Genomic DNA, 21,856 nt, shown 5'->3' on the forward strand with positions numbered 1-21,856 from the left:
AAGATTATTTCAGAAAATTCAATAAATTGGTCTGGAGGATTTTTGCCGAGGATGCCATCACCGCTTGAAGAGCAACCTCTTGTTTTGAAAAATTCATCATGGCCTGACTCATATCCACATCTTCCGTATCGGAAATCAACTCCGTCGTGTCAAGGTTGATCTGATCAAGAACGTTGGAAGCACCATCAAGATTGTTCACCCGATAGCCCGTAATGGACCAGGCGGACATGATCTGTTCTTCCGACGCATCAAGATTTCCGATGCTGGTCTGGATGCCGGAAAGATCATTTCCGGATAACGCGGTTTGCAGGTCGGTCAACGTCTGGAAGAGATCAACCCCCCCGGCCGCCCCCAACACATTCTCGCCGGGAAAGTTCAGTTTGATCGTACTGTTCTTCCCGATCCGGATCTCGATTTCGCCGTCGTCGCCGGAATAATTACCGCTGCTGTCATAAGGAGGGGAGGAGACGTCATATCCGCCGAAAATGTACTCATCCCCTACCTGGGTATTTGCCAAGCTTACCAGCTGCGATTTGATCGTCGCGATACTTTGTGCCATGTTATCCAGTTCCGTCGATGAATGATTCCCGTTGGCCCCCTGCAAAGCAATCTCTTTGGCGGAAACCCGTAGACTATTAATCAGGTTCAGCGTCGATTCCGTCTGATTGAGAAAGGTTCTCGCATGGCTGATATTTTCCTGGTATTGGGCCAGTCGTGAAAGATCCGCCCGGTAACGGGTGACGCGTCCGGCACCGTTTGGGTCATCGGAAGGCCGGTTGATTCTCTTCCCGGACGAGACCTGTTCGTTGGCATTAAAATAGGCCGTGGAAGTCTGCTCCAGGTAACGATTGGCCATATTGTAGATCTGACTGTTGGAAACACGCATCATGTCCCTCGCATCTAACGTCCCAGGTTCACCAAAATATCCATCAAGTCCTTGGCAACATTGAACATTCGGGCGGCAGCACTATAGGCATTCTGATATTTTATCAGATTGACCGATTCCTCATCAATGGAGACCCCGGAGACCGAATCCCTGAGGTTCGTCAGTTCCTGGATGGAAAGGTCATAGAGGTTCTCATCCTTCTCCGCCTGGCTGGACGCATATCCGACGTCCGACACAAGAAAGCTGTAGGCCTCTCCAAAGGTCGCCGTACCGGCATTCATGGTGTCGCTGTCGGTCAGATCTCCGATGGCCAGTGCATTCCGGTTGTCCCCTGTTCCACTGACGGAGATGGGATCTTCCGTGGCCGCGGCAATTTTATCCGTCGAGGAGGCCACGGCGCTGCTCACGGAAATTCCTTTTGCCATACCGGTCTTATTGATCCCAACGGAAAAGATGTCACCTGCAGCCGGCGCTCCCCCCCCGTCGGTGATGACCACCGTAATGCCGGGGATATCCGTAATGTTTCCTCCCGAGGTATAGCCGGAACCGGTGGCAACGGTCGTCCCTGTCGTGGTATTGACGACATCATAGGCGGAAGACGAGGTGAATCGAATTTCATAATCGTCAGCCGTCAACGCGGTCGGGTCACTGATCGTTCCGGTACTAATCGAGGCTCCGCCGGTATTACTACTGTCGGCGGAGCTCGTCAGAGGAACCTGGGTAAAAAAGAGATTGCCTGTAGAACCGTCGAGACCGTACCCGCCATAGTGAACCTTATTCACTTCAATGACGATCCGTGCAGCCAGATCGTTTAAGGTATCAAGATAGCTTTTTATATCATCATCCCGGGCCTGGATATTGCCGCCCAACTTTCCCCCGCTGATCCGGCTCGTAATATCAGTGACCGTTCCCGTAGAATCAACCAGATTCACAACACTGCCGCTACTGCCGTTCGTGACGGAAAGGGAGTTATAGGAAATTCCCTGGACCAAAGAGATTCCTCCAGGCAGGACGATGGAAACCAGCCCGTCATCCGCCTCCAGAGAATGAACGCCAACCAGTTCCGATATCTGTTGTATTAACAAGTCCCGTTTGTCACGCAGATCATTGGCATGTTGTCCCCCGGCCTCAATCGACTGAATCTGAACGTTCAGATCGGTAATCTCCGACGACAAGTCATTGATCTGGTCCACGACGCTGGAAATGGACCGATCCGATTCATCCTTGACACCGCTGACATGCTCATAGACACGGGAGAACTCCGATACCAGATTGTTCGCGCTTTGTACCACTCCGGTCCGTTCCGCCGAACTCTCCGGACGTCCTGCAAGGCTCTCCCATGCATTGAAAAAATCGCTGATCGCGCTTCCCAGCCCTCCCCCGTTCGATTCGTTAAAGACCATCTCTGCTGCCGTCAGGGTCGCTTTCTTTGCCGTTGCACTCCCGTAGTACTGTTCCTGAAGATTAATCTGGTTGGTCGTAAAATTATCGTGAGTCCGTTCGATATGTGAAACCATGACTCCCGTACCAAGCTGACCGACCGATCCAAGAGAGGCAGGATTGGTCGTCTCCATCACGGCAGACTGTTTTGAATAGCCCGGCGTATTAACATTGGCAATATTATGCGAACTCACTTCCAGCGCAATCTGCTGGCTCTGAAGCGATTTCAAGCTTGTATCGAGAATCCCGAGAATTGCACCCATGCTGTCCTTGCCTTTCTATGCCCGCTGATTCACACGACACTCCGATTCCTCTTTTGTCTCGATTTGTCCGTCCGGGCTGTAGACCGGTTGACCGGAGGGATGCTGAAAAATCGAGAGGGACCCGCGGATAAAATCCAGGGAGGTCCCTACAAGACCTTCATTCATCTTCACAAGGTTCTGAACAGTCGTCAGGAGTTCACGCAATTCCCCCTGACAGGCGGACAGAGGTACCGAGCAGCGGCCGCCGGAGGCTTGAATGATCCGGGAAAGAGGAGGGTCCTCTCCGGGAATGCCGCAAAGGGAACAGATCTTCTCCACAAGGGTTTGACGGCTCTCTTCCAGAAGTTTGCTTTTCAGATAGACCGTTTCTTTCTTTTTTTCAACCTCTTCGATCACTTCCAGGTCGGCCAGGATCAGCCCTTTCTGCTCTTCCTGAAGAAGATCAATGAGGGAACGGTAAATTCGGACCTCTTCCTGCAAAACATCAAGAAGGGCCTCGAAAGTTTCCATTTTCTTCATGGGAACCTCCCCGGTCGGATGGGGTTTCATGTGACGGAAATGTCGATTCTGTCCCGGAAGTACACTGTACGTGATTGCATGTTCATTCCTTTTCATATTGCACCCGTCTCCGCCTCTCACAGCAAGGCTTTTTTTTTTCTTATCGGCAAACTCTTCCCGAAACTTTATGATCTGCCGCATTTTTCATTTCCGTCGGTCCCTCATATCACTGCCATCCGGGAATGAATATAGCGGGAGGGGTTGACTGCCTTTCCAGCTTTTCTAATCTCGAAATGGAGATGAGGCCCGGTGGCACGGCCTGTGCAACCGACACGGCCGAGGATCTCCCCTTTCCGGACATACTCCCCTTCCCTGCATTCATTTTCTTGATTGTGGGCATAGACCGTTTCCACACCACCGGCATGACGCAGGATAACAACCTTTCCATACCCCCGTATTTCCCCACTGAATATCACCTTTCCGTTGCCGGCCGCCCGCACCGGAGACCCGGCTGGAAGAGCAATGTCGATCCCGTCGTGCCATTTCCGCTCTCCGGTGAAGGGATCCCGCCGCCACCCGTAACCGGATGAAATTTGTGCCGAAACGGTAAGACCTAAATCCTGATTCAAATGTCCCACCCCCTGCAGTGATGATTCGACTTTCAGGGGCGACGCATGTCTTGCTCCGGTTTGCCGTTCCAGTTGACGGCTGATCATGTCGGCCAGACCGAGTCCTCCCCGTTGAGAAAGTTCATGCGCAATCTGTTCATCGAGCATGGAACGATAAATATTTTCCGCCTTCCGGTTACCCAGAAGATCCGACTGCATCACCGTATCGCGCATCTTTTTAATCATATAAGTCAGCAGGAAGGATTCAAACTCATGTCCCGCCTTGATGGCTTCTTTTTTGTCTTGGGAGTGAGGGGAGGTGCCGGCAAAGGTCTTTTCAATTCGTTCAGACTTTTCCATGAACCCGGATTGTGCGAACCCGGATTGAAGGGGCGAAATATTTTTCATACGGTTTCCAATCTAAATAATCTTCAGTTCCGCCTGCAAGGCCCCCGCCGCCTTGATGGCCTGAAAAATAGCGATCAAGTCCGAAGGGGAGACCCCGATGGAATTCAGGCCCCGCACGACCTCACCGATACTGACCCCGGCAGGAACGAGCATCAACTTTCTCTTTTCCTCCGAGACCTTAACCGTCGTATCCGGAACCGTCACGGTCTTCCCCGAGGCCAGTGCCCTCGGTTGGGAAACACCGACCCGTTCCTTGATCTCAATACTGAGATTTCCGTGGGAAATGGCCACCGTTGAGATCCGTACGTGTTCCCCCATAACGACCGTTCCGGTCCGCTCATTCAGGACGACACGGGCATAGGTATCAGGAGCCACATCAATCGCTTCCAGGCGGGAAATAAAGGAGACCGGATTGTTCTGAAAGTCTTTCGGCAGCATCACCTCCAGTGTTCCACCATCAAGAGCATTCGCCGTATGCGCTCCAAAGTACTGATTGACGGCTTTAGCAATCCGGTTTGCGGTACAGAAATCAGCAGTCCGCAGGGCTGCACGAATGCGTCCCTGATGAAAAACGGTCATCGGCACCTCCCGTTCGACCAGTGCCCCGCCGGAGATGACGCCGACGGTGGGATGGTTTTTCTGTACTCCTCCGCCCGACGCACCCCCAAAAGAGAAACCACCGACCGAAACCTCCCCCTGTGCTACGGCGTAAACCTTACCGTCAGGTCCTTTCAACGGCGTCATGAGAAGGGTCCCCCCCCGCAGACTTGACGCATTCCCGATGGAGGAGATCTTGATATCCAGCCGGTTGCCATTCCGGGCAAAAGGAGGAAGCGTCGTCGTCACCATCACGGAAGCGACATTCTCCGCCTTGATCCCCTTCACCTTAGCGGGGTTCACCGTTACCCCAAGACGCTGGAGCATACTGGCCAGGCTCTGGTTGGTGAAGATCGTGGAGGTATCATCCCCCGTGCCGTCCAACCCGATCACCAGGCCGTACCCCAACAACTGGTTATCCCGGACCCCTTCGATGTTCACCAGATCCTTGATGCGCGCACCGAAAGCGAACCCCGGAAGTAACAGCATCCCCAACAACAGTATCCACACTTTAAGAGGCTGGATCATGGTTTCACTCCATGGGAAATTTTGATCGTTTTCATTCACGAAGTCATTCCTTTCCGAAACTCAGAAGGGCCAGAACTTGTCGAATCCCCGGGCCAGCCACCCAGGCCGCTGTTTATCCCCCACGACTCCCATGCCGTAATAGGAAATACTGGCATCCGCAATAAACGTGGACAGGATGATGTTCTGCGCACTGATATCATCGGGACGGACCGTCCCGGTCAGGACCATAATCTGTTCCTCCCCGTTTACCGTGACCAGACGTCTGCCCCGGATTTTCAGATTGCCGTTCGGGAGGACCTCCGTCACAATCGCCGTCATCTTGCCGCTCAGCTTTCCACTGCGGGTTGTCTCTCCGCTTCCATCAAAGTCGTTTTTGGTGGACGCCCCGAGAATGTTGGCAAGATCAAGTGCGTTGGCACTGGTCGTTCCTGCACCATTGGAGGTTTGCAGCCGGGAGAGTCTCGAGTCCAGACGGGTTTCCTGACCGAAGAGATGTGGCATCCCGGCAGAAATCTGCGAGGAACGGCCAAGTTTGGTTGATGCCTTTTTGGTCGCTGTAGAACTTTCCACAATATCAATCGTCACAATATCATTGACCGTCCGGGCCTTGTTGTCGACAAAAAGCATGTTCCGATTCGATTCCCCCGTCCAGAGAGATCCGGTAGCCTGAGCCGGGGCCGACACAACCGGGGTCTGCACAATCGGCGTCGGCATTTTTGCTTTTTCGCGAAGTGATTTGTGAAACAGCCGGGTTGTTCCGGCACACCCCGCCATGAATATCATGAACAAAATCAGAAGATATCTCCGCATCATCTCACCTGTTCCTCTGTGGTTTGTACACTCCATGCTACCATGTCTCGATCCGCACCGTGCTGCCGTCAATCACCTTGCCGTAGACTTCCTTCTTGGAGGCAATGTTCTGAACCCGTATCACGGCGCCTGGAATTCCGTTTTCCAGCACCTTTCCCCGTGCAATAATCCTGAACAGATTGTTCTCGACTTGCATGGTGACCAGATCGCCCCGCCGGACCACCGGAGGAATCTCGACCTCGTTTTTACGAATCGGTTCCCCGGCCCGGATAAAACTCCGGCTTCGGGTTCCGACAATGTCCTTGACGGAGGAAAAATAATCCGAGTTCATGCCGGCCAGATTCCGTCGTTCCACAACAACATCATTTGCATCAATCTGGCTCATTCGGGCAATGGGATGGCGTGCCGTCACGACCGGTACATAAACCCGGATATCGGCGTTCACCCAAATCTGTTTCTTTTCCCCCGCCGTCTCAAGGATCACCTGTAGAGGTGTGGTCCCGAGAAAATCCGTATGCGGTTGGGAAATCACCTGCCAGGCAATCTTGCCAGCGGGCAGAAGCAGATCACGAGGCCCCGTAATCCGGCCGATTTCGACCTCGTTCGATCTCCAGGGAATTTCTTTCACAAGGTATTGTTTGACCACCCGGCGGATCTGCCTGGCCGTAACGGTCTGTGCATCTCGGAGGATGACGGTCTGTTCCGCACCGGAAAAATGTACGTCGCGGGCCCGGATCTTCCGAGATTTGAGGAGCAGCAGAAGGCGAGACCGTGTGATGATGATTTTTTTCCCGGGAAGCGGTGCAGGACCGATTTCCAGGCTCCCAAGGTCGGGAACGACGGTGCCGGGATCCATATGGACCCGGGCAATCTCCTGAAGATAGAGGACTGTCTTTCGCACATGAACACGCTTTTGCAGAGTAATGTTCATCTTTGCACCGACCGCCCCGTCAGCAAGAATCAAGAGAAGAAAACTGTAAAGAACCATCTGCACCGGTCGTTTCATTCGCTCTTACCTCTTGGTATTGTTGGCAGTCTGCATCATTTCATCGGCTGTCTGAATCGCTTTGGAGTTGATCTCGTAGGCCCGCTGGCCGACGATCATATTGATTAGTTCCTCACTGATGTTCACGTTGGAAAGTTCCAGAAACCCCTGTGCGAGCGTCCCGACCCCGTTCTCACCGGGTGTCCCCGTTGTCGGGCTACCGGAGGAGGCGGTCTCTGTATAAAGATTCCTTCCGATACTTTTCAGTCCGGAGGGGTTGGCAAAGGATACAAGCTGTATCTGACCCACCTGGGTCGATGCGTTTTGTCCCGCCTGCATCACGGATACCGTTCCATCCGATCCGACGGTAATATTCAAAGTATCTGCGGGAATCGTAATCTGCGGAACCAGCGGAAAGCCATCGGATGTCACGAGACGCCCCTGTTCATCCTGCTTGAAAGAACCGGCACGACTGTACCCGGTCTCACCGTTCGGCTGGAGGATCTGGAAAAATCCACGCCCTTCAATGGCAAAATCCAGCGGGTTCTGGGTCTGCTGGAATTCGCCCTGTTGAAAAATCTTCTGTATGGCGGCATTTCGGGTGCCGAGACCGATCTGCATCCCGGTCGGATAGATGGTACTGCTGGAAGAACTCGCTCCGGCCTCACGGAGGGTCTGATAGAGAAGATCCTGAAAATCCGCCCGGCTGCGCTTGAATCCCGTGGTGTTGACATTCGCCAGGTTATTCGCGATCACATCGATATTCAGTTGCTGGGCTTCCATTCCGGACGCAGCCGTCCATAATGCACGGATCATAATCGACTCCTTTCTACTGCGTTATCCCTACCCTCTTCCCAATTCCGATGTGACCGCCTTGGACGCATCGTCCATTGACTGGATCACCTTCTGATAGGATTCATAAGAACGGGAGACATCAATTAACTGCAGCATCTCTTCAACCATATTGACATTCGATTTTTCAACATAGCCCTGCCGAACACTCACGTTCAGATCCTGTGTAAGATTCCCCGGACCGCCGTTGTTGATGAAGAGTCCGGCCCCGGCTTTTTCCAGCTTCGACGTATCGGCAAAGGAAACCACTTTTACCTGTCCCACCGAGGACTGATCGACCGTGACCTCTCCATCCGTGCCGATCGTCACATGCGCCCCATCGATCACAAGAGGACCACTGGAACCGGAGACCGGGTCCCCATCGGCCGTAACAAGCTGGTTGTCGGAATTCAACGTGAAGTCTCCCTGCCGGGTATAACGGACCCCTTGAGGCGTATCAATTTCAAAGAAGCCATTCCCGCTCAGGGCCAGATCGAAGGTGTTCCCTGTCTTCACGATTTTTCCCTGACTGAAGTCGGTACGAAAATCGGAAATTCCCACCAGATCGGTCTCGCCGCGGGCACTCTGGGCATTATTCAGAAAAGACCGGAAGGAGAGAACATCTTTCTTGTAACCATCCGTGTTGATATTGGCCAGGTTATTCGTCAGAATCTCCAGCCGCTTTTCCTGAGCCATTCCGCCCGATACGGCTGCATAAAAACCACCCTGGTTGGACATAAGGGACTCCTCCAATCCGTTTTATGCCGACGAATTACTGAAAACACCTCTCATAAAAGCAAGGTCCGTGCCAAATACCGACACCGGGAAGCATGTATTGTAAATACACCAATACACATATTGTTACAATAACTTAGAACATTTACTTCATCCTTTCTATAAAGCAATCCATCAATAATTCCCCGCAAGGAGATAGGAAGATTTTGCCTATCCCCGTCGTCTTCTGCCCCCGATATCCGATTGCAAAATCGGAAAATAAATTCCTCAAGTATTTCCAGCACAAATTCGATAAGAAAGTATCAAGCAGAATCTCTTCTTGTTTGCACTGCTTTGACTTTTAACCCACAGGACTTCGGGGAATCCGGAAAGTTGAGGGAAACGATGAGTACAGGGCTCTGTAACGACGAACTCGTTCTGAAAGTCGGAACCAACAAGATCGAACTGCTGGAGTTCCACATTGACAAAGAGAGCGATGACGGTACGGTCTCGCAGGGAGTCTACGGAATCAATGTTTCCAAAGTAACCGAAGTCATCCGGATGACCGATATTACGGAAGTTCCCCACGTCCCGGCCTTCCTCATGGGAATCATTCACCTGAGAGGGAAGACCATTCCCATCATCAACCTTGCAAAATGGCTGGGGATTACCGAACCCAAACGTCCCATGGAAAAAAATAAGATCATCGTCGCGGAATTCAACAACACCCCCCTGGGCTTTGTCGTGCATCAGACAACGAAGATCCGTCGGATCGAATGGGAGAAAATAAGTACCCCACCGGATATCATGAATGAAAAATACGATGGGAATATTACCGGCACAACGATGATCGAAAATGATCGGCTCCTGCTGATTCTGGATCTCGAAAAAATCCTGGCGGAACTGACATCCAACAAAGAAAATTCGGAAGGGGCACTCCAGGCAGCAAAGAAAAAGGACGGCGCCCGACGAAGAATCCTCGTTGCCGACGACTCACTCGTCGCCCGGAAACAGGTCGCCAACATATTAAAGAAAGCAAATTATGAGGTTGATCTGGTTGTGGACGGCAAGCAGGCCTGGAACCGATTAAATGAGTTGTATGATGCCACCGAAGGTAAAAAAAGCTCATTCCGGGAGGTCGTCTATCTTGTTTTAAGCGATGTGGAAATGCCGGAGATGGACGGCTATACCCTGACGGAAAAAATCAAAGACGATGAACGGTTCAAAGAAATCCCCGTGATCCTCCACTCTTCCCTGAGCGGAGAAGCCAATACGGAAAAAGGGAAGCAGGTCGGATGTGATCACTACGTGGTCAAGTTCGATCCGGAAGTACTCTTTCAGGCCATCAACGAGTACTGATTCCGGAACCATCTCCGGCACCCGACTGCATCCGCTTCCCGGAACGGGGTAAAATCCCTGGATCTGCAAAGCACCCTCGCCGCACAAACCATGGACAATGAAATATCCTGAACTCGACAATGAAGCGGTCTGAACAACTCTGTCATTGAGAGATATCAATATTGCTTTACTTCCTGATTGCCCCTGTGGTAGAAACCTCCTAAAGGTGAGGAGAAACAATGGCGACCGACAATGTACTGATCAAAGTCCGGGGGCTGGAAAAATCATTTCAGTCCGGTACGAAAAAGCTGGAGGTCCTCAAAGGGATTGATTTCACCATCCGCACAGGGGAAATGATGGCCGTCTGCGGCGCCTCGGGCGTGGGAAAGAGCACCTTCCTCCATATCTTGGGGACGCTGGAACGCCCCACGGCAGGACAGGTACTCTACGGAGAAAAGGATATTTTTTCACTCGACAACGGGGCGCTGTCTCAATTCCGGAATCGGGATATCGGGTTTGTCTTCCAGTTCCATCACCTCCTGCCTGAGTTCACAGCGATGGAGAACGTCATCATGCCCCATCTGATTGCCGGTGCATCACGCCGGGCCTGTCTGGCCCGCGGCCGGGAACAGTTGGCTGAAGTGGGACTTGAGGATCGGGCCGAACACAAGCCGGGGGAACTCTCCGGCGGCGAGCAACAGCGGGTCGCCATTGCCCGGGCCCTCTGTATGAATCCGAAGATCGTCTTTGCCGACGAACCGACGGGCAACCTCGACACCACCACGGGGGAATCCGTTCACGAACTGCTGAAGGAGATCAACCGAAAGCAGAACGTCACCTTCGTTCTGGCCACCCATAACGAAGATCTCGCACGGAAGAGCGACCGGATCGTCCAGATGGTGGACGGCAAAATTGCCGGGTAGATACCCTTGCGGTTGATGCTTTCCGTCTTTGATCTTATCCTTTTTTTCTCTGCATCCTCACCGTCTTTCCTGTGATCTCCCATCTTCCTCTTTCCAGTGCCACCCCTTCAAGAAGACCATAATCACTCACGGTAATACGCTGCCCGGGAATCCTCAACAAGATTTCCAGGAGAAGAACTCCCCCGAAGAGTACAATATCCGCCTTGCCCGGTTCCAGAAAATAACGTTCCCGGATCGCATCCGCGGTGAGGGGGCGTACGGTTTGAAGAAGGGAAACCACATGAGGGGCCGTCAGCACCGTCCGATGGATCCTGTCCGAACGATATTGCCGCTCCCGCCGGAGCATAAAGGCCACGGTCGTCACCGACCCGCCCGTACCGACGGCCATCAAGCGCCGGTCCGGAAAGAAGAAGTCGTCAACCCCGTCCAGTGTTTCCCCGATCCTCTCCCGCATCAGGTCATACTCTTTTTGCGTCAGGGGATCGCCGGAGCCAAACCGCTCCTTCAGAGTCAAAGCCCCGATGGGAAGACTCACAATGCGGTCCCCACTCCTCCCGTCCTGCCGGATCAGTTCGGTGCTTCCCCCGCCGATATCAAAGAAGAAGCAAGCCGACCGGTCGGACGGATCGAGCCCGCCCCGAGAGGGTATACCGACCTTCTTCTTTTCCGGAAATCACACGAATCGGATGAGACAGCGCCCGGGACAACCGCTGGAGGACTGCGCCGGCATTCTTTGCAACCCTGAAGATGCCCGTTGCAACCGCCCGGACCTCAGCGACCCTCTCTTTGCGCAGGATCGCATCATACTGTCTGAGCACGGTCTCTCCCCGTTTGCAGGACGCCGGAGAAATCCGGCCCGATTCAGCGGCCCCCTCCCCCATCCGTGGAGTGTGCCGCTCCACGCGGAGCCGAGTCAATTTCCGAGCAGGATTCGAACGAAAGATGAGGAGGCGGAAGGTATTGGTGCCCAAATCGAGTACAGCCGATGGGGACATTACGGTTTCTCACAATCCGGAGAGAAAACAGGCCGGGTCACGGTACAAGCTGTCCTTTCAGTTCTTTGGCAGCGGGAACCCAGGGAGAATCAGAGTAGTTGTTGATCAAATCGTCAAGCGCCTTGACGGCCTTTCGTATCTTCCCCTGAGCAGCGTAGATTCGTCCCAGTTCCAGCAGGGCAAAATCCCGGAACCGCTCCCCCACTTTATGGAAGGCCGCCTCCGCCTGATCGGGATGTCCCAAAGCGAGTTCCGTATCGGCAATCCCCTGATGGGCCAGGTCCTGAACCACTTCAATTTTCTTGCTTCGGGCAATTTTCAGGGCCGCCTGGTAATGCTGTAAGGCTTCTTTATACTTCGCCTGGTCGTAGAAGATATTCCCCCGGTACATCTCCGCCCGGGCCGCAGCGAGATCCTCCTTCCCGGAAAACGCTTTCAGGAACTCCAGTGCATCCTTCAAGCGCCCCTGATGGAAAGCCGAGACGGCATTGTCGAGGGCGGTTGCTTCCTGAATGCGGGCGGATTTGACCTGATAGAGAACGAACAGGATAATCAGAACCGCCGCAAGGATTCCTCCGGCAATCATCGAGACAAACTTTATGTTTTCCCGGACATACATGTAGCCCCGTTTCAGTGCCTCCAGAAATTCATCCGGTTCCTGTGTATTTGTTTTATGTTTTGCCATTGTTCCTCCCTGTGAACTTACGAAAGTTCATTGATGAATCGTTCTGAATGTTCAAATACTTTTTTCACCTCTGCTCCATGCAGACCCGCTCCCTGCAGGATCCTGCGAGCCATCTCTTTCGTCACCAGATCACCCGGCGCATGGGAATCGGTATTACACACCAGCGGCACTCCGAATTTGACGGCCAGGGAAGCCACATGACCGTTGGAGAGAGAATGCCCTTTACGGGTAGTAATCTCCAGCAGAACTCCACGTTCCCCCGCCTTTTTGACTTCCTCTTCCGTGATCAGCCCCGGGTGGGCCAGGATATCGACACCGGCCTCGATGGCCGCCCGGTTGGTCCCCGCCCTGACCGGCTCAACCAGGGTCTCCCCATGTGCGACGATGATCTGCGCCCCTGACTTCCTTGCCCGCCGTACCAGGACGGCAAAATCGTCCGGGTGGACATGGGTAATCTCCACACCGGGGATCGCACGAAGGCTTCCTCTTTCGTTCAATGCCTTGCAGCCGTTGACAATGCCATGGAGGATCTGTTCGATGTTGGAATGATCGGCATGGTCCGTAAAGGCAATCGCCCGGTATCCGGCAACTTCAGCCCGCCGCGCCAACTCTGCGGGGATGAGAACCCCGTCACTGAAAAGGGTATGTGTGTGGAGATCGATCATTTTTTTTCCCGTAACTACGATTCCCTGTCTTTCCGAACTTTACGATTCCTAAGGATAAAATCTGATGAACTGTAGCAAAGTTCCCCTTTAAACTCAAGGGATTTGTATAAAATCAACGAAAGATCCCGGCAAGATATCGCAGGGCAACAAAGAGGAGAGACAAAGTCAGGATCAATTTGATCACGACGACGGGAACATATTTCTGAACGCGGGCGCCGAGATAAATCCCGGCAAACCCTCCGGCTCCGAAGAGCACCCCGAGGGACCAGTCCGGGGCAATCGACATCTCCGGATGGAGGAGCGCCAACAGATGATAAAAACCCACACCGGCAATGGAGGTAATCAGCGTTCCCATCAGGCAGGCCCCCGCCACTATGTAGACGGGGAGTTTGAGAAAAGTAATAAAAAAAGGAGCAATGATTACTCCGCCGCCAATCCCGTAGATCCCCCCCACGATCCCCACGATAAAGGTAAACGCCAGCACCCCCGGTACGGGGAAGGAATAGACCGTTCCGTTGAAGGTGAAGCGTACCCGGCGCAGTGAAAAGGAGGTTTCTCCCGCAACAAAGTCCCCCGCTCCGCCCGAGCCGGGACGATCCGTCCTGCTGTGGAGCATATCCAGAAGAAGTCGGAGCCCGATATAGAGGAGAACAAACCCGGCAAAGAACTTGAAGTTTGTCGGATCGGGAAGATAACGGATCCGGACCCAGGCCCCGACAAAGACCCCCGGGAGGGTCCCTATAATTACGGCCCATGTCAGAGGCCAGACCATCCGCCCCTCCTTGATGTATCGCCATACACCGCTGGGAATGGCAATGATGTTGAAAACCTGGTTGGTCGCGCTCACGGATGGAGCGGTATAGCCGAGAAAGCTGACCTGAAAAGGAAGAAGGAGAAAGGCGCCGGAGACGCCACCCATAGAGGTGAAAAAGGAGATCACAAAAGAAACCAAGGGAGGCAAAAGGAGGGAGGTCGTCACCCCAGACACCGGAAAGTGCCATAACAGAAACGCCATAAACGCTCCCCACTTAATTGATCTACAAATCAATAATACAAATATTCCAAACAATATTGATTTATATATCAATACACAAATAGACTTTTCTATCAATTTACGCTATAATGACCTTATTATAACGATGGGAGAGGAAGAAATGCAATCCCTTATTTTTCCCCTTTTAGAACAGATCCTTATAACCGCTAAAGCGCAGGGGCTTTCACAGAAAGAGATCGCATTACGGGCCGGGATCAGCCCGGAGGCCCTGTCCCGAGCGAAGAAGGCCTCCGATATACAGCTTTCCACTCTGGTCCGGCTCGCCGGAACGGTGGGGCTGAAGGTCACCCTCGCTCCCGACCGGCCCGTCCTGGAGAAGATCCTCTCCGGTGAGGTCTTTGAATGATCACCGACCATGAAGCTGTTGTCTGGACACGTATCGGAATGCGCCCCGTCAAGATGGGACGGGTCTACATCACCGACCGGGAGTGCCGTTTCACCTACACCGAAGATTATGCCGAAAACGGCCTTCCGGGACTGGGACTGATCTACCCGCCGAAGATCGTGCAGACCACCACCATCGTCCGGCAACGAACCGAATTTTTCGATCTGCTCCCACCGCTCCAGGCCCTGGTCCCTCCCCGGCGTGAGAAAAATTTTCAGCGGACCTTGATCCTCGCTCACCTGGCAAAGAGAGGGATTCTTCCCGCCGCCGGCTTCGAGGCGGACTGGGAGATTCTGAAGATCGCCGGCCACGGAGGGATGGGACATCTCGACCTGTTCGAAAACGACGAGAAGGCCGCCGAGTGGTACAGCGCCCCCGCTCGGCAGGAACTGCGGGAAGTCACCCGGGACTTCGGCCTCTCCCTGAAGGATTTTCTCACCTGGTTCGATACCGATCCCGAATCGATCCTCGAAATCGTCGGGCCGACACCAACGGTGGGGGGTGCCATCCCAAAACTCCTCGTCTCCATCGCAGACGACGGATGGGACGGACGGCTCGGCCTTCCGAGGAGAATCGGCGCAAAAGGAATGACCGATGCCCTTCTGAAATTCGAGCAGGCCGGAACCTATCCGGGGATTACCGAGTTGGAGGCCCTGACCCTCGACATCCACACAGAAGCGGGATTCGAGGTTCCCCGGCACTGGCGGACGGAGATCAACGGGATACCCACACTGGTCATTGAACGCTTCGACCGGGACGTCGCCGGGATCCCCCGCTTCATGGAGACCCTTCATTCCATCTTCGCCTGCGGTGATCTCTCCATTACCCATCACTACAGCGGAAGCTACGATGCCATCGGGCGGGCCATCGACCGATCTCCCATTCCCCTCGTTGAGGACGGAAGGGCCGCGAAGGAGCATCTCTTAAAGAGACTTCTTCTCTCCTTCGCCACCGGAAACGGCGATCTCCACCTGGAAAACCTCTCCATTCTGGACCGAGAAGGCACCCTCGCCTTCTCCCCCGTTTACGATCCTACACCCATGCGGGCCTACGCCATCCACGACATGCTCGCCGCCATGCCCTTCGGCGCTTACGGCGAGGTCCGCTTTGAAGAGGCACTGCTCCGCTTGACCCGCAACCTCGGTTTCCGGAAGAAGGACCTTCTTCATGCCATCGAAGTGGTCCTGACCGTCACCCGGAGCTACCCGGAACGAATCGAGGGGCTTTCAGCCCTCCCCGGAAAGAACAAGAAAAACCTGGTCGGAATCGTCGAAAAGATCCGTAAAGATCTCACGAAGATCCGAAAGAGTATTTAATAGAGACCAAGAACAACACACAACGGCATCAGGGATAGAGCCCCCGGGCAAGCATGGCATCGGAAACTTTTTTGATCCCCTTGATCAACGCCGCCGTGCGCATACTGCTCTTTTCCCTTTCGGCAATACCGTAGACCTCATCAAAGGCGCGTGTGATGATCCGTTTCAACTGCATGAGAATTTCATCAATTTCCCAGAAGAAGTTCTGCAGGTCCTGGACCCATTCGAAATAGGAGACAATCACCCCGCCGGAGTTGGCCAGGATGTCGGGAATGACAAAGACCCCTCGGTCGTTCAGGATCCGGTCCGCCTCGATCGTCAGCGGCCCGTTGGCTCCTTCCGCCACGATCTTCGCCTGGATGCGATCGGCATTCTTGTCATGAATCACCCCCGACACGGCGGCCGGAATCAGGACATCACAGGAAACGGTCAGAAGTTCTTCATTGGTAATCTGATCCCCCTCGTTGAAACAGGCAAAATTCCCGTGTTCCCTGTAACAGGCAACCAAATCCTGGAAGTTCAATCCGGAAGGATTGTAAATCCCGCCTTTGGAAGTGCTGACGGCCACGAGGGTCCCGCCCATCTCTTCGATGGTCTTTGCCGCATTGGCGCCGACATTCCCGAAACCGTGGATGGCGAAGGTCGTCTCTTTGTCGATGCGGCTCCCTCTTTTTTCCAGCGCCTTGACGACAGTGTAGACCACCCCTCTCCCCGTCGCCTCGGTCCGTCCCTGCGATCCGCCGATCACGAGCGGTTTTCCCGTCACTACGCCGGGAACGGCATGCCCTTTCTGCTGGCTGTAGGTATCCATCAGCCAGGCCATCACCTGCGCGTTCGTTCCCATGTCGGGAGCCGGGACATCCTTCTCCGGACCGATTACATTCACCAGCTCCACCGTAAAACGTCGAGTTAGATGCTGCAACTCTTTCCGGGAAAGATCATGCGGATCGACCGTCACCCCCCCCTTGGCCCCGCCGAGAGGAAGCCCGGCAAGAGCGCATTTCCAGGTCATCAGCATTGCCAGAGCCGCCGTTTCACCGATCGTCACATCCGGATGATAACGGATTCCCCCCTTGAATGGGCCTAAAACATCGTTGTGCTGTACCCGGTAACCGGTAAAAATCTTGACATCCCCGTTGTTCATACGCACCGGGATAGAAATGATGATGGAGCGGTCCGGGACCTGCAGACGATTCACCACGTTGGGATCAAGATCGATACGCTGCGCGACCTCGAGAAACTGTTTCGTCACGTTTCCGTAGGCCGGACATTCCCAGATCGTATGACAGCTTTTCCTCTCCATCGGTGGTCTCCTTTCAACAAAGTTACTTCCATCCTACACCAAGCTGAAAAAGGAGGCAACCGGCATCACTCACCCGAAGACAGCGACTAAAGTGACAGGGGTTCCAACGGCTGTTGATCCGAAAGAAAATTTCTTCTTCCCGCCCAACGGCGGGTGTGTTATAAAATGCATGGAAAAAGAGAGGTGACCTGAGTAGTTACGACGGTTTTTTATCATCATCCGCACAACTTCAACCAATACCGGCATGCGCGGCAACCCCATGCCGCAGCGTATCCGTCATTCATGACTTCTCTGGAAAAATACAACCATTCCGTCAAACGGCATCACCGGTGGAACACTTCCGTGGGGTGGCTGGACGGGATCTTTTTTGCCCTCGGCGGAAGCCTGGTATCGCATATCACCGTCCTGCCGATCTTTCTCCGTCTCCTCACGGAAAGCAAGGTAATCATCGGGCTGGTCCACACCTTTACCATGGTGGGGATCTTTCTTCCCCAGATCATCTCGGCACACCATATCGAATCGATGCCGAGAAAGAAGGGACTGGTCATCCTGATCTGGGCAGTGATGCGCCTCCCCTGGCTGGTCCTGGCCTTGATACTTCCCTTCATCGTCCACCTCCCGCCTCCCTGGCCGGCGGGAATCTTTCTTCTTCTCTATCTCGTTTTCACCCTCGGCTGGGGATTCGGCATTCCACCATGGCTTGACATGGTCGGCCGGATCATACTCCCACGGAAACGGGGGGCCTTCCTCGGCATCCGCTTCACCCTCGGACGACTCTTCGGTATGCTCGGCGCACTGTTGTCGATCTACCTGATCGAAGCCTATGCCTTCCCCTACAACTTTGCGCTCTGCTTCGCCGCTGCATTTATTTTTATGAACATCTCTCTCTTTTTCTTTGCACTGACCCGGGAGATCCCCTACCCCGTCGTGAAAAAAAAGATCGCCTTTGTCGATTTCATGCGTGCCCTTCCCGATGTGTTCCGGCGGGATCATAACTTCTTTTTTTACAATCTCTCCTTTTCCTTCATCGCTTTTACCAATCTGACCCTGGCCTTTTATTCGGTCTATGCCGTGGAGCGATTCTCCCTACCGAACAGTTATGCAGGAATCTTCACCACTGTTTTCATGGCTGCACAGGTCGTAACCGGAGTGGTTTGGGGATTTATTGGAGACCGGCGGGGACATAAATTCTGCCTGATCCTCTCCGCGATCATGAGTATTTTAGCGGCAGTGACCGCCTACATGGCACCCTCGGTCCACCTTTTCTACGCCACCTTCTTCTTTGCAGGCGGCTATATGAGCGGCGCTTTGATCTCGAACATGAACATCGTCCTGGAGTTCTGCTCCCCGGAGGAACGCCCTCTCTATATCGGCCTTTCCAACAGTTTTGCCGCTCCCGTCTTCATCGTTTCCCCGCTGCTCGGCGGATGGCTCGTCGACTACTTCTCCTACCGGACGGCCTTCGCCACAGCCGCTGTCATGACGACGATCGGCCTGATGATCCTGATTTTCCTCGTCAAGGATCCCAGACATTTCCACCCATCCTGCAAAAAAGCACCTGTCGATTCACAAAACATGGAACCGGTGATATGATACCGGTTATTGCAGGAATCAAAGATCAGGGACCTCACCGGAAACCTTGATGTGGCAAAATGGCACACAGGATGGGTCAAGCTTAACAATTCCTGGCAACAATAATTCAACAAAAGAGAATGTTTCTGGCTAACCTATTGATCTAAAAAGAAAGATGCTTTCGGGGTTATTCCCGGTTTCTCGGCACAATAATTGCTGCCATAACAAATGATACGATTCACCGTACAGCAAAATTACTTTTCCAAAGAAACAATTCTCTACGGATTGGCTACCGGATATGTGCCCAAAAAAGATTCTCTGTATCGAAGATAATCCGAGCAGCCGGCTTCTGATCCGGAAGATTCTGGAACGAAACCATTTCGAGTTCCACGAAGCCGACAACGGAATTTCAGGGATCAAAAAGGCCCGTGAGATCCGGCCGGACCTCATCCTCATGGACATTAATATCCCCGGGATGGACGGCTATGAAACGACCACCCGGATCAAGGGGATCCCCGATCTGAAAAACATTCCGATTGTGGCGCTGACGGGACAATCAGGCCAGGGCGACCGGGAACGGACCTTGATCGCCGGCTGTGACGGTTACCTGACCAAACCGATCATCGCTCGTGACCTGCCCCGGAAAATTCAGGGATACCTGACCGGAAACCGCGAGCGTGTCGCCGGCGTGGAGGAAGGGAACTACCTCCGGGAATACAGTCAGCGGCTTGTCAACAAACTGGAAGGAAAAATCTTTGAATTAGCGGAGAAGAACCTTCAACTCCAGGAATACGGTCAGAAAATGGAACGGGTCTACATCGGCGTCATGAGTTCCCTGATGAATGCCCTGGAACAGAAAGACCCTTACACTGCCGGGCATTCTACACGGGTCACCCGCCTGGCGCTGACGATGGGACGCAGGATGGGGCTCTCCTCCGAGGAATTGAACACCTTGACGCGGGCGGGAGAGCTACATGATGTAGGAAAACTGATTATCGATCTCTCCTCCATCAACAAAACCGCCCGGCTATCCGCAGAGGAATGGATCCGGATGAAAGAACATCCGACCATCGGCGCCCGTATTCTCATGCCGCTCACCTTCCTGCACCAGGAGATACCAATCGTCGCCCAGCATCATGAACGGTGGGACGGCCGGGGATATCCCAACGGCCTTGCCGGGGACGACCTCAACCTGATGACCTGCATTATCACGGCGGCCGACAGTTACGACGCCATGACCTCGGCGCGTTGTTACCGCAAAAGCGTCACCCCCCCGGAAAAAGTCATCGAAGAGATCGATCGCTGCCGGGGCGCCCAGTTTCACCCTGAGGTCGCGGAGGCGCTGATCACTCTGATCGAAGGAAAGGAAGTCCCTCTTCCCCTCTGACCTCCCCCGGAACAGGATCAGGAATCCGGTGCATCGAAGGCCCCCCGGATCAGTTCAAATTTCCCGATTTGTCCATGCCCGTCCGTCCGGACGGCAATAACGTCAAAACGGCAGGGCGGCAACTCTCCTCCCGCTTCGTTCAGATAAGCTTGGGCGGTACGGATCAACTGCCGCTGTTTTCGCCGATTCACCGCCTCCTGGGGCATGCCGAAGGTGTTCGTCGATCGTGTCTTGACCTCGACAAAGACAAGAGTCTCCTCCTCCCGGGCGATGATATCGATCTCTCCGAAAGGGGTCCGGTAATTCCTCCGCAGGATTTCGAACCCCTCCTGCTGCAGATAACGGACCGCCCGGTTTTCCCCGAACTTCCCCAAGAGAAGAGGTCGCATCGGTTCCTTCTCCGCTACCTTAAAAAAGAAATTCGATTCCCTTCCTGCATCGTTCCGGAGCAGTATTCCCGCACGCCCCGGAAGGTCTTGCGATGGATCGGACAGGGGCCCCGCTCCTGCAGAATCTTCCGGTGTTCGAGGGTGCCGTACCCTTTGTGTTTCTGAAAGTTGTATTCCGGATAGCGCTGATGGAATCCCGCCATGAGCCGGTCCCGGGTGACCTTGGCAATCACCGAAGCGGCGGCAATGGAATGGCTGAGCAGGTCTCCCTTGATGATCCCCTTTTGCGGTGTCGGGTCCTGAATCCGGACGGCATCAATGAGAAGGTAGTCCGGTGCGGGTTGGAGGGCCTCTACGGCTTTTTTCATGGCGCAACGCGTCGCCTCCAGAATATTGATTCGGTCGATCAGACCGGCATCGCAGATCCCGATCCCCCATGCCACAGCCTTTTTCTGAATAAGGGGAAAGAGTTGATCCCGAAGGGAGGGAGAAAGCTTCTTGGAGTCGGTCAAGCGGGGGATCATGCATTCGCCGGGAAGGATGACCGCCGCCGCCACAACGGGACCCGCCAACGGTCCGCGTCCGGCCTCATCGATCCCTGCAATACGGGAGAAACCTGCGCGGTAAACCTCGCGCTCCAGGAAGAATGGGTCGGTTTCGCACTCTCCGGGGAAGAGCATCTCCTCCGATTCGGCAGAGCCTTTCACCATCAACAAGATCCCCTCCGAAAAGCGAAGACTACCCGGAAGCGTTGTTTCCCTTTTCCAGTTTGGCCCGCTGTTCCCGGGAAACCGCCGAAATTCGGGCCGCCTTTCCGGAAAGATCGCGGAGATAATTCAGCTTCGCCCGCCGGACCTTACCGTACTGTACAACTTCGATCCGATCAACGATCGGGGAATGAAAAGGAAAGGTCCGTTCCACTCCCACACCGTTGGAGATCTTCCGGACGGTAAAGGCCTTACGAAGACCGGTTCCCTGTATACCGATCACCAGACCTTCAAAAACCTGGATCCGTTCCTTTTTCCCCTCGACGATCCGGACATGGACCCGTACCGTCGTGCCGGAACGAAGGACCGGAAGATCTTTCTTTAACGCTCTTGTTTCCAAGGATTCGATAATGTTCACGAGTTATTCTCCTTCTGAGGATAAGTTTTTCTGTTTTTTTCTACCGCATGCCAAAGTCGTTTAACTCATTGTTTTCGTTCATTTTCTTTGCTCGTCCAAAGAAAACGAACCAAAAGAAAAGACGCCCGATCACTCGGTCCCGCATTCGCGG

Annotated in this window: 24 protein-coding genes; 6 read left to right on the forward strand and 18 right to left on the reverse strand. The window is 53.8% G+C overall.

What is annotated here, in order from left to right; all coding sequences use genetic code 11:
• Nucleotides 1-4 precede the first annotated feature (4 nt).
• The 9 genes from flgL to flgF form a co-directional block, all read right to left on the reverse strand.
• On the reverse strand, nucleotides 5-889 hold the full coding sequence (flgL, locus tag GXP58_02025) for a flagellar hook-associated protein 3 (GenBank protein ID NOY52378.1): 885 nt from the start codon (nucleotides 887-889) through the stop codon (nucleotides 5-7).
• 11 nt (nucleotides 890-900) lie between these two features.
• A complete protein-coding gene (flgK, locus tag GXP58_02030; GenBank protein NOY52379.1) occupies nucleotides 901-2,589 on the reverse strand; it encodes a flagellar hook-associated protein FlgK in 1,689 nt (562 codons plus the stop codon).
• A gap of 15 nt (nucleotides 2,590-2,604) precedes the next feature.
• Nucleotides 2,605-3,108 (reverse strand): flagellar protein FlgN, encoded by a 504-nt coding sequence (locus tag GXP58_02035; GenBank protein ID NOY52380.1) that lies wholly within the window; start codon nucleotides 3,106-3,108, stop codon nucleotides 2,605-2,607.
• A gap of 200 nt (nucleotides 3,109-3,308) precedes the next feature.
• Nucleotides 3,309-4,055 carry a peptidoglycan DD-metalloendopeptidase family protein gene (locus GXP58_02040; protein NOY52381.1) on the reverse strand — a complete coding sequence of 249 codons (747 nt, stop codon included), beginning with the start codon at nucleotides 4,053-4,055 and terminating at the stop codon, nucleotides 3,309-3,311.
• Between the two features lie 60 nt (nucleotides 4,056-4,115).
• On the reverse strand, nucleotides 4,116-5,228 hold the full coding sequence (locus tag GXP58_02045) for a flagellar basal body P-ring protein FlgI (GenBank protein NOY52382.1): 1,113 nt from the start codon (nucleotides 5,226-5,228) through the stop codon (nucleotides 4,116-4,118).
• A 60-nt stretch (nucleotides 5,229-5,288) separates the two neighbouring features.
• Entirely contained in the window at nucleotides 5,289-6,041 is a 753-nt protein-coding gene (locus GXP58_02050) for a flagellar basal body L-ring protein FlgH (GenBank protein ID NOY52383.1), read from the reverse strand.
• Nucleotides 6,042-6,075: 34 nt separating this feature from the next.
• The gene (gene flgA, locus GXP58_02055; GenBank protein NOY52384.1) at nucleotides 6,076-7,044 is read right to left on the reverse strand and encodes a flagellar basal body P-ring formation protein FlgA; all 969 of its coding nucleotides are present in this window, start codon (nucleotides 7,042-7,044) and stop codon (nucleotides 6,076-6,078) included.
• Between the two features lie 6 nt (nucleotides 7,045-7,050).
• Nucleotides 7,051-7,839, reverse strand: coding sequence for a flagellar basal-body rod protein FlgG (gene flgG / locus GXP58_02060; protein ID NOY52385.1), 789 nt, complete (start codon nucleotides 7,837-7,839; stop codon nucleotides 7,051-7,053).
• A gap of 27 nt (nucleotides 7,840-7,866) precedes the next feature.
• Nucleotides 7,867-8,592, reverse strand: a complete 726-nt coding sequence (flgF, locus tag GXP58_02065; protein ID NOY52386.1) for a flagellar basal-body rod protein FlgF — start codon at nucleotides 8,590-8,592, stop codon at nucleotides 7,867-7,869.
• A gap of 381 nt (nucleotides 8,593-8,973) precedes the next feature.
• Here flgF and GXP58_02070 point away from each other — a divergent pair, with 381 nt between their 5' ends.
• Both GXP58_02070 and GXP58_02075 read left to right on the forward strand, forming a co-directional pair.
• Nucleotides 8,974-9,927 carry a chemotaxis protein CheV gene (locus GXP58_02070; protein NOY52387.1) on the forward strand — a complete coding sequence of 318 codons (954 nt, stop codon included), beginning with the start codon at nucleotides 8,974-8,976 and terminating at the stop codon, nucleotides 9,925-9,927.
• A gap of 218 nt (nucleotides 9,928-10,145) precedes the next feature.
• On the forward strand, nucleotides 10,146-10,829 hold the full coding sequence (locus tag GXP58_02075) for an ABC transporter ATP-binding protein (protein NOY52388.1): 684 nt from the start codon (nucleotides 10,146-10,148) through the stop codon (nucleotides 10,827-10,829).
• A 34-nt stretch (nucleotides 10,830-10,863) separates the two neighbouring features.
• Here the strand turns inward: GXP58_02075 and GXP58_02080 are convergent, their stop codons facing one another.
• From GXP58_02080 to GXP58_02100, 5 genes are all read right to left on the reverse strand, one after another.
• Nucleotides 10,864-11,478: a hypothetical protein gene (locus GXP58_02080; protein NOY52389.1), complete on the reverse strand. Its 615-nt coding sequence runs from the start codon at nucleotides 11,476-11,478 to the stop codon at nucleotides 10,864-10,866.
• Complete coding sequence (locus tag GXP58_02085; protein NOY52390.1) at nucleotides 11,423-11,824, reverse strand: hypothetical protein; 402 nt, start codon at nucleotides 11,822-11,824, stop codon at nucleotides 11,423-11,425. Before GXP58_02085 ends, GXP58_02080 begins: the two co-directional genes overlap by 56 nt.
• Nucleotides 11,825-11,861: 37 nt before the next feature.
• On the reverse strand, nucleotides 11,862-12,509 hold the full coding sequence (locus GXP58_02090) for a tetratricopeptide repeat protein (GenBank protein NOY52391.1): 648 nt from the start codon (nucleotides 12,507-12,509) through the stop codon (nucleotides 11,862-11,864).
• A 17-nt stretch (nucleotides 12,510-12,526) separates the two neighbouring features.
• Nucleotides 12,527-13,174 carry a histidinol phosphate phosphatase domain-containing protein gene (locus GXP58_02095; protein ID NOY52392.1) on the reverse strand — a complete coding sequence of 216 codons (648 nt, stop codon included), beginning with the start codon at nucleotides 13,172-13,174 and terminating at the stop codon, nucleotides 12,527-12,529.
• Between the two features lie 112 nt (nucleotides 13,175-13,286).
• Nucleotides 13,287-14,189, reverse strand: a complete 903-nt coding sequence (locus GXP58_02100; protein NOY52393.1) for a sulfite exporter TauE/SafE family protein — start codon at nucleotides 14,187-14,189, stop codon at nucleotides 13,287-13,289.
• A gap of 139 nt (nucleotides 14,190-14,328) precedes the next feature.
• On the opposite strand from GXP58_02100, the gene GXP58_02105 reads away from it, so the two are divergent.
• Together GXP58_02105 and GXP58_02110 are read left to right on the forward strand one after the other, a co-directional pair.
• Nucleotides 14,329-14,574, forward strand: a complete 246-nt coding sequence (locus tag GXP58_02105) for a helix-turn-helix transcriptional regulator (GenBank protein ID NOY52394.1) — start codon at nucleotides 14,329-14,331, stop codon at nucleotides 14,572-14,574.
• The gene (locus GXP58_02110) at nucleotides 14,571-15,929 is read left to right on the forward strand and encodes a HipA domain-containing protein (GenBank protein NOY52395.1); all 1,359 of its coding nucleotides are present in this window, start codon (nucleotides 14,571-14,573) and stop codon (nucleotides 15,927-15,929) included. The genes GXP58_02105 and GXP58_02110 overlap by 4 nt, the downstream gene beginning before the upstream one ends.
• 28 nt (nucleotides 15,930-15,957) lie before the next feature.
• Here GXP58_02110 and GXP58_02115 read toward each other — a convergent pair whose 3' ends face one another.
• Entirely contained in the window at nucleotides 15,958-17,232 is a 1,275-nt protein-coding gene (locus GXP58_02115; protein NOY52396.1) for a Glu/Leu/Phe/Val dehydrogenase, read from the reverse strand.
• A gap of 282 nt (nucleotides 17,233-17,514) precedes the next feature.
• On the opposite strand from GXP58_02115, the gene GXP58_02120 reads away from it, so the two are divergent.
• Together GXP58_02120 and GXP58_02125 are read left to right on the forward strand one after the other, a co-directional pair.
• Nucleotides 17,515-18,825, forward strand: coding sequence for an MFS transporter (locus GXP58_02120; protein NOY52397.1), 1,311 nt, complete (start codon nucleotides 17,515-17,517; stop codon nucleotides 18,823-18,825).
• 277 nt (nucleotides 18,826-19,102) lie between these two features.
• Nucleotides 19,103-20,191 carry a response regulator gene (locus tag GXP58_02125; protein NOY52398.1) on the forward strand — a complete coding sequence of 363 codons (1,089 nt, stop codon included), beginning with the start codon at nucleotides 19,103-19,105 and terminating at the stop codon, nucleotides 20,189-20,191.
• A 17-nt stretch (nucleotides 20,192-20,208) separates the two neighbouring features.
• Here the strand turns inward: GXP58_02125 and GXP58_02130 are convergent, their stop codons facing one another.
• Genes GXP58_02130 through rplS form a run of 3 tightly spaced genes read right to left on the reverse strand, consistent with a single transcriptional unit; the run spans nucleotide 20,209 to nucleotide 21,705 of the window.
• Nucleotides 20,209-20,580, reverse strand: a complete 372-nt coding sequence (locus GXP58_02130) for a YraN family protein (protein ID NOY52399.1) — start codon at nucleotides 20,578-20,580, stop codon at nucleotides 20,209-20,211.
• Nucleotides 20,581-20,594: 14 nt separating this feature from the next.
• The gene (locus GXP58_02135) at nucleotides 20,595-21,260 is read right to left on the reverse strand and encodes a ribonuclease HII (GenBank protein NOY52400.1); all 666 of its coding nucleotides are present in this window, start codon (nucleotides 21,258-21,260) and stop codon (nucleotides 20,595-20,597) included.
• 58 nt (nucleotides 21,261-21,318) lie between these two features.
• Nucleotides 21,319-21,705, reverse strand: coding sequence for a 50S ribosomal protein L19 (rplS, locus tag GXP58_02140; protein NOY52401.1), 387 nt, complete (start codon nucleotides 21,703-21,705; stop codon nucleotides 21,319-21,321).
• Nucleotides 21,706-21,856: the final 151 nt, after the last annotated feature.

It is taken from the genome of Deltaproteobacteria bacterium, assembly GCA_013151235.1.
In the GTDB taxonomy this organism is placed as follows: domain Bacteria; phylum CG2-30-53-67; class CG2-30-53-67; order CG2-30-53-67; family CG2-30-53-67; genus JAADIO01.

Coding starts and splice junctions, on each gene's coding strand:
- flgL (NOY52378.1), bottom strand. CDS start 889: ATGATGCGTGTTTCCAACAGTCAGATCTACAATATGGCCAATCGTTAC.
- flgK (NOY52379.1), bottom strand. CDS start 2,589: ATGGGTGCAATTCTCGGGATTCTCGATACAAGCTTGAAATCGCTTCAG.
- GXP58_02035 (NOY52380.1), bottom strand. CDS start 3,108: ATGAAGAAAATGGAAACTTTCGAGGCCCTTCTTGATGTTTTGCAGGAA.
- GXP58_02040 (NOY52381.1), bottom strand. CDS start 4,055: ATGGAAAAGTCTGAACGAATTGAAAAGACCTTTGCCGGCACCTCCCCT.
- GXP58_02045 (NOY52382.1), bottom strand. CDS start 5,228: ATGATCCAGCCTCTTAAAGTGTGGATACTGTTGTTGGGGATGCTGTTA.
- GXP58_02050 (NOY52383.1), bottom strand. CDS start 6,041: ATGATGCGGAGATATCTTCTGATTTTGTTCATGATATTCATGGCGGGG.
- flgA (NOY52384.1), bottom strand. CDS start 7,044: ATGAAACGACCGGTGCAGATGGTTCTTTACAGTTTTCTTCTCTTGATT.
- flgG (NOY52385.1), bottom strand. CDS start 7,839: ATGATCCGTGCATTATGGACGGCTGCGTCCGGAATGGAAGCCCAGCAA.
- flgF (NOY52386.1), bottom strand. CDS start 8,592: ATGTCCAACCAGGGTGGTTTTTATGCAGCCGTATCGGGCGGAATGGCT.
- GXP58_02070 (NOY52387.1), top strand. CDS start 8,974: ATGAGTACAGGGCTCTGTAACGACGAACTCGTTCTGAAAGTCGGAACC.
- GXP58_02075 (NOY52388.1), top strand. CDS start 10,146: ATGGCGACCGACAATGTACTGATCAAAGTCCGGGGGCTGGAAAAATCA.
- GXP58_02085 (NOY52390.1), bottom strand. CDS start 11,824: ATGTCCCCATCGGCTGTACTCGATTTGGGCACCAATACCTTCCGCCTC.
- GXP58_02090 (NOY52391.1), bottom strand. CDS start 12,509: ATGGCAAAACATAAAACAAATACACAGGAACCGGATGAATTTCTGGAG.
- GXP58_02095 (NOY52392.1), bottom strand. CDS start 13,174: ATGATCGATCTCCACACACATACCCTTTTCAGTGACGGGGTTCTCATC.
- GXP58_02100 (NOY52393.1), bottom strand. CDS start 14,189: ATGGCGTTTCTGTTATGGCACTTTCCGGTGTCTGGGGTGACGACCTCC.
- GXP58_02105 (NOY52394.1), top strand. CDS start 14,329: ATGCAATCCCTTATTTTTCCCCTTTTAGAACAGATCCTTATAACCGCT.
- GXP58_02110 (NOY52395.1), top strand. CDS start 14,571: ATGATCACCGACCATGAAGCTGTTGTCTGGACACGTATCGGAATGCGC.
- GXP58_02115 (NOY52396.1), bottom strand. CDS start 17,232: ATGGAGAGGAAAAGCTGTCATACGATCTGGGAATGTCCGGCCTACGGA.
- GXP58_02120 (NOY52397.1), top strand. CDS start 17,515: ATGACTTCTCTGGAAAAATACAACCATTCCGTCAAACGGCATCACCGG.
- GXP58_02125 (NOY52398.1), top strand. CDS start 19,103: ATGTGCCCAAAAAAGATTCTCTGTATCGAAGATAATCCGAGCAGCCGG.
- GXP58_02130 (NOY52399.1), bottom strand. CDS start 20,580: ATGCGACCTCTTCTCTTGGGGAAGTTCGGGGAAAACCGGGCGGTCCGT.
- GXP58_02135 (NOY52400.1), bottom strand. CDS start 21,260: ATGCTCTTCCCCGGAGAGTGCGAAACCGACCCATTCTTCCTGGAGCGC.